We start from the raw sequence: 6,083 nt of genomic DNA on the forward strand, positions 1-6,083 counted from the left end.
AAAACGTTGGATGTCGCCGTGGATCAGGCCATCGGCGTGCTGCCGCGCAGCGCGCGGACGAAGTAATCGGCACTACCCATCTGTCCGCCTTTCAGCGCCAGTTCAAGGCCGCGCAGGTGAGGCGCAGACGACAGCACAGTGCACAGCGGCGCGCCAGGCGCCAGACGGGCGCGAATCTCGAGCGCATCGGGCGCGAGGACCTGGGTGATGCGGCTCGAGGTATCACCGCCCGAGAGCACCAGGCGGCGCAGCGGGTGGCTGCGGACGATGTCATTGACCACCCTGGCGAGTTGTTCGGCGACCATTCGTCCGCTCTGATGCCTCGCCTCTTCCGCGGTGCAGCCGTGGGCGCGCAGAGTCTGGATCAGTCGCGCCACCCGGGCGTCGTCCGGTCCGCGGGCGGTGTGCATCACGACGCTCGCGCCGTCGGCCAGCGCAGCGACGACATCGCGTACCAGCTGCTTCTCGGCGGCACCCGTTTCCGGGCCGATGGTCAGTGCCTCGACATCGATGGCGACCTCGCGGAAGCCGGCATCGATCGCCGTCTGGATTTGCGTTGCACTAAGCTTTGAGGCACTACCGGAGACGACCAGCACTTGATCGACCGCCTCGAAGCGGTCGTAACGGTCCGCCGCGGGCGCAAGGCCCTGCTGCCGCCAAAATTGCGTCAGTGCGTACTCGACACCCGAGGAGCCGACGATGAACAGGGGCGCGTCTCGCTCCGACGCCATTTGCTGCAGGCAGGCGCCGGTCGCTGTCAGATGCGCCTCGGTCAGTCCATCGAAGACTATGCCCTGGTACGACGCGGCCATCGACGCGATGCGCTCGGCGAGTTCGGTCGGAGCAGCATCAAGCCAGGTGAGCGGCACATTGCCGATCTCCAGTGCCGCCTGCTGCTGCAGGTGGCGTGCGAGGTCCGACTCCTGCATCGGCGTGACCGGATGCACACTCATGATCGGGTGGCGGTCGATCCGGTAGACTTGACCGTCGGTGCCCGAGCGCGCGAACAGATGGCCGAAGAGACAGTAGCGACCGAGCGCCGGCGTGCCTGCGACGATCGGCACCAGCGGCTGCGCAAAGCTTGCCTGAGACAGTTCGATGACCCGGCCGATGCTGCCGACGGTCGGAGCGCTGTCAAAGGTCGAGCAGACCTTGTAGTGGACAAAGCACGTCGGCAGGGCAGCGAGGCCGCGCAGCACGCCAGGCAGTTCATCGTCCATTTCGGCCGGGGTCATCGCCCGGCTGCTGCCGGCCACGCCGATGGCATCGAAGTCGCCGAGCGCCTCCATTTGATCCGGTGTGGGCACCGACAGGAATAGCGCGCAGCGCAGACCGCTAAAGGCCAGGACTTCAAGCGCATCGGTCGAGCCGGTGAAATCGTCGCCATAGAAGGCGAGCCTTAGGGTGCCGGGGGGGAGTGTTGCAGCCATCGCATTAACGTCCGGAGAATTGCTCGAGCGCGCGTTTCAGCGCCGGCCGCGACTCGGCGTACTCGGCCAGGTCGACACCGGCGACCGCCGCCTCCCAAGCTTCACACATGCTGGCGACCCCGGCCGCGACGCCGTCGGGGTGGCCGATGATCCCGCCGCCGGCCAAGTGCATCAGATCGACCGACTTCAGCTGCCGATACAGGTCCGGCGCCTGCCCTCCCCACTGCCCGGACGAGAAGACCGGGACGATCGGCGACTGTCCACCAAGCGGCGCCATGCAAGCCTTGGCGGAAGCGATAACTGATGCATCGGGTTCCCAGAACTTGCTGCGCAGGCCATTGACGTGAAGCTGATCGACGCCCGCCAGGCGCCAGATCTTCTGGTAGGCGGCGAAATCCATCCCGAGCTGCGGGCAGCGCGTCAGCGCCCCCCAGCCATTGCGGTGACCGTGGATTGGCACCTGCGCATGCCGGCGCAAGTCCTCGACGGCGGACAACCCGACCCAATTGACGCTAACCATCACGCAAGTGCCGCCAGCGCTGACCACCTCGTCGTGACGCCGCCGCATCTCCTCGACACTGCCGGAAATGTTGATCGCATACATTGGCATGCGGCCGAGACGATCGGCGTGCCGCTGCAGCACCGGCATGACGGCGCGTAGCCGCTCGCCGAACGGCGCATACGGGGGGTCGGCGATCAGTTCATCGTCCTTGATGAAATCGATGCCTGCCGAACAGAGCGAGTCCACGAGTTCAGCCGTCTGCGCCGGAGTCAGGCCGATGCTCGGCTTGATGATCGTGCCGATCAGCGGCCGATCATGAATCTGCGTCAGCGCGCGCGTGCCCTTGACTCCGAACTGGGGGCCGGGAAAGCCGCTCAGGTAGTCGGCGGGCAGGTCGAGGTCGAGGAGCCTGAGGCCAGTCACCTCTCCCAGTTCGAACAGATTGCCCGCCACGGTGGCCATCAGCGATGTCAGGTTGTGGCCGACGTTGTCGATCGGGAAAGCGATCTCGATCTCGCCGCGGTGATAGACCTCCGCATCTCTATGGCGCGCGACGTAAGCGCTATGCAGCGAAGGTTCGTGCCCCGGCGGCAGCGGGTCGATGCGGACGACCCTGGCGCGCGACCGGCGCTTCAGATCTTCGCTTTCGCTGGCGAGGGCAAGGAATGTCCCGCTCGATTGTTCGCCGGCGATCACGTCAGCGACCTTCTGCAGGGGATCGGGGCTTTCGACCCAGTAGCGCGCGCGGAACTCCGCACGTTGATTTTCGTTCGGCATCAGCCTGGTCCATCCTGTTCTAGTCATCCGAAGGAGTGGTCCCGAACCGAAGAGCCTGTGACTTTCATGCCGGAACCGTCGAGCCAATCCTAAGCAGCCAGGGCTGGACCAGCAATCGATATAAAATTCCACTTATGTGAGTAAAGCTCACACGGCAGACTAGTGCAAATCAACGAAAAGTTGCCGGGAAGAGTGACCGTAATTCTTCCGAGCTCGTTGAAAAGGGGGGAGGTAATCCACTCGCTGTGAAAGCTAAACAACCCCGATTTCACTTTCAGGCGGCAACGCTAAGGGCAGCTGCAGTTCATGCAGCGAACCCTCAATGGCCGCGTCAGGCGAGGACAATGCGGTCAGGCGGAAGAAACGACTTGCGGCTTGGATATCAGAAAGCGGACTTCGACCTTGCAAACATCATCAGGCAGGTCAGGGTCGCTATGGAAAGATTTTCATAGCGACCCCTATGTGCACATGCCGGCTATGCGCAGTTGTGCCCCGTCATCGAGCGCCGACGCGCCCATGGGGGCGCGCAACTGCGCATAGTTTCACTGCGGCATCGGACTCAAGCAATGACTGCGGGCGACCGATAGAGACGGATCATCACGTCAGACAGTGGTGAAGCCGGTGGGTCGAGCACGCCCCGTACGCCCGAAGGAGCAAATCGACCTTTCGGCTCTGGCGAAACTATGCACAGATCCGGCGCCCCGCGGTTCCGCAGTCGAGCAAGCACGTGATGTTCAGCAGGCGACCTTGTCGGCACTGCGCATAGTTCGATTGTGCACATAGGGGTCGAAAGTTCGCGCTCGCCGGCGTGTGAAGCGGCCGTTCGCGGCCATGCAGGGCCGAACGACAGTTGACCGCCGTATTGCTGTCCCAGATCGGCCAGAGGGCCAAGGCCGGCATTGGCCGAGAAATTGCCGCATTGGCCGGTGCGGGCATCATGACCCTTGATGCCGCGGAGCCCTGTTCGGAGTTTATGTCGGATCGCGTCGGAGGGCTCGTTCATATCCAGTGCTCCCTTCAATTGGGCGCCGCATTCTTGTTCCAGACTGGTGAGGTTGCGTTCCCGTCGGTGCATGACACGGCGGTCTTGATCGGCTTATCGTCCCCGCAACACGGACTGGAGTGCCGAGATTTCCGGCAAAACGTGTGCGTGAGATTTGCGTGACTTCATGGAGCTCCATGCTGCCGACACCATGCATCTGCAACGGGCGCGTGGTGTATACGACCAATAAAAACAGTCACTTAGAAGTGACAACTGAGTTGTGGCTCCAGGTGTCACCGGTTCGATCCCGGTATGTCGCCCCATAAAATCAAGGAATTACGGCACCCTTCGGGGTGCCGTTTTTTCAAAACTCGGCCGTTTTTCTCAATACCCTCCAGTGCTCATATTGCATCGGCATGACTTGCCGATGGTCAAGGGGGCGAGGAACGGCAGCAGATCGACAGCATGGCCTGCCCTTCGCTCGTGACCCCCTCAAGCACGTCCAGCATCTGTCTCCAGCCATATTGAAAACTCCAGCGGTCTCAACCCGAAGCGGATCGCATTGCCGGGGTGAATCGCCTTGAACTCGGCCTGCGTCAGCGCAACAAAACGCCTCTGATCATCCTCTGCGACCGTGACGGGCAAGTCGGAGCGGATGGCGTCGTCGGCGTACTGCCCACCGCGCACGGTAGCGGCGACGGTTTCGGCCAGCTCATTGTGCGGTAGCGCAGGCGGAAGGTGTCAGGCGGGACGAGCTGCTGCTGCACGGCGACGTATTGTTGGCAGGAGCGTTCATAGGCCCAGACGAAGACATCGCGCAGCAGGGCGACGTCATTGAGTTCATACACGCCGAGCATCGCATCGACATAGGCCCGCTGCGGCACGTCGATGAAGGAGAGGGGGCAGAGGTTGCGCCGGATCAGCGGAATGTTGGCGGCCGGCCGCGATACGTGCGGATAGTCGGGTCGGCCAGTTGGCACCAGACGCCGCCAACGACCTGGAGCAGCTTGCGGATTTTCTTCATGACTCCGGGCTGGATCTGGGACCTGATCCTCGATGCTTGGCCACATTGTCCCGCCATCCGCATATCGGCCGGTGGATGACCCATGGCCTGCGCGAACTCGTGATCTCGCGCGGCCGAACAGGTTATTTGGCGCTCTATAGCTATGATGAGCAGCACGACGCGGTGCTCGTGCTGGGAGGACGACGATCATTGATGACTCGCCCGAGCGGCGTGCGCTGGGGCAGGGGACGGCAGGCGCGGTAGGATGATGCATCCGCCGCCTTTCATCCGCACTGACCGCCATGCCGCCTGCCCGTTCCGCCGCCGAGCCTGTTGACCTGCGCACGCTGACACGCCGCTTCGCCCACGCCGGCCGGCTGGAGGCGATCCTGTTGCGCCCGGCGCGACGGGCCGCGGCGCAGCCGGTGAGCGAGGCGCGCGCGCTGGCCGGCCGCGGACTCGCCGGGGACCACCGCGCCGCCTCCGGCCGCGGCGGCGGCAAGCGCCAACTGAGCCTGATCCAGGCCGAGCATCTGGCGGCGGTCGCGGCGCTGGCGGGCAGCGACGAGGTCGATCCGGCGCTGCTGCGGCGCAACCTGGTGGTCTCCGGCCTCAACCTGCTCGCCGCGCGCACGCTGTTCCGCGATCAGCCGCTGGTGCTGCGCATCGGCGCCGAGGTCGTGCTCGAGCTCACCGGCGTCTGCGAGCCCTGCTCGCGCATGGAGGAGGCGCTCGGCCCCGGGGGCTACAACGCGATGCGCGGCCACGGCGGCGTCGCCGCGCGCGTTCTTATTGGCGGCGTGCTGCGCATCGGCGACGCGGTCGTCTGCGAAGCGGCGCCGCCTGCGGCCGCGGCGCCCGGCGCCGACGCGCCCCTTACAACCCGCCCGGAGAACCCCGCATGATCGCCCTGATCCTCGGACTGCTGCTGTTCTTCAGCACCCATTCGGCGCGCATCTTCGCCGAGGACAACCGTGCCCAGTACATCGCCCACTACGGCCTGGCGAAATGGAAGCTGGCCTACTCGCTCGCCTCCGCGATCGGCCTCGGCCTGATCGTGTGGGGCTACGGCGCGGCGCGGCTCGACCCGCTCGTGCTGTGGGCGCCGGCGCCGTGGACGCGGCACCTGGCCGCGGTGCTGACGCTGCCCGCCTTCATCCTGATGGCCGCCGCTTACGTGCCCGGCACGCGACTGCGGGCGAAGCTCGGCCACCCTATGGTGATCGGCGTGCAGTTGTGGGCGCTCGCGCACCTGCTCGCCAACGGCGCGCTCGCCGACCTGCTGCTGTTCGGCTGCTTCCTGGTGTGGGCGATCGCGAGCTTCGTCGCCGCGCACCGGCGCGACCGGGCGCAGCGGGTGGTGCGGGGGGAAGGAGCGCTGGGTTGGGA

General features: G+C 65.1%; 5 protein-coding genes. 2 read left to right on the forward strand and 3 right to left on the reverse strand.

The annotated features are described in order from the left end of the window. Positions 1-23 precede the first annotated feature (23 nt). The 3 genes from GO615_RS12400 to GO615_RS12410 form a co-directional block, all read right to left on the reverse strand. Positions 24-1,430 (reverse strand): four-carbon acid sugar kinase family protein, encoded by a 1,407-nt coding sequence (locus GO615_RS12400; RefSeq protein WP_169128414.1) that lies wholly within the window; start codon positions 1,428-1,430, stop codon positions 24-26. Positions 1,431-1,434: 4 nt separating this feature from the next. Continuing rightward, complete coding sequence (locus GO615_RS12405) at positions 1,435-2,709, reverse strand: ribulose-bisphosphate carboxylase large subunit family protein (protein ID WP_211167071.1); 1,275 nt, start codon at positions 2,707-2,709, stop codon at positions 1,435-1,437. A gap of 1,578 nt (positions 2,710-4,287) precedes the next feature. After that, entirely contained in the window at positions 4,288-4,761 is a 474-nt protein-coding gene (locus tag GO615_RS12410; protein ID WP_211167072.1) for a hypothetical protein, read from the reverse strand. A gap of 235 nt (positions 4,762-4,996) precedes the next feature. Here GO615_RS12410 and GO615_RS12415 point away from each other — a divergent pair, with 235 nt between their 5' ends. Beyond that, positions 4,997-5,599, forward strand: a complete 603-nt coding sequence (locus GO615_RS12415; RefSeq protein WP_169128416.1) for an MOSC domain-containing protein — start codon at positions 4,997-4,999, stop codon at positions 5,597-5,599. Beyond that, positions 5,596-6,083: NnrU family protein (locus tag GO615_RS12420; RefSeq protein WP_169128418.1), on the forward strand; the 488-nt coding region annotated here is incomplete at its 3' end. The genes GO615_RS12415 and GO615_RS12420, both read left to right, overlap by 4 nt.

The sequence above is a fragment of the Aromatoleum evansii genome, from assembly GCF_012910805.1.
GTDB classification, from domain to species: domain Bacteria; phylum Pseudomonadota; class Gammaproteobacteria; order Burkholderiales; family Rhodocyclaceae; genus Aromatoleum; species Aromatoleum evansii.

Coding starts and splice junctions, on each gene's coding strand:
- GO615_RS12400 (WP_169128414.1), bottom strand. CDS start 1,430: ATGGCTGCAACACTCCCCCCCGGCACCCTAAGGCTCGCCTTCTATGGC.
- GO615_RS12405 (WP_211167071.1), bottom strand. CDS start 2,709: ATGCCGAACGAAAATCAACGTGCGGAGTTCCGCGCGCGCTACTGGGTC.
- GO615_RS12410 (WP_211167072.1), bottom strand. CDS start 4,761: ATGTGGCCAAGCATCGAGGATCAGGTCCCAGATCCAGCCCGGAGTCAT.
- GO615_RS12415 (WP_169128416.1), top strand. CDS start 4,997: ATGCCGCCTGCCCGTTCCGCCGCCGAGCCTGTTGACCTGCGCACGCTG.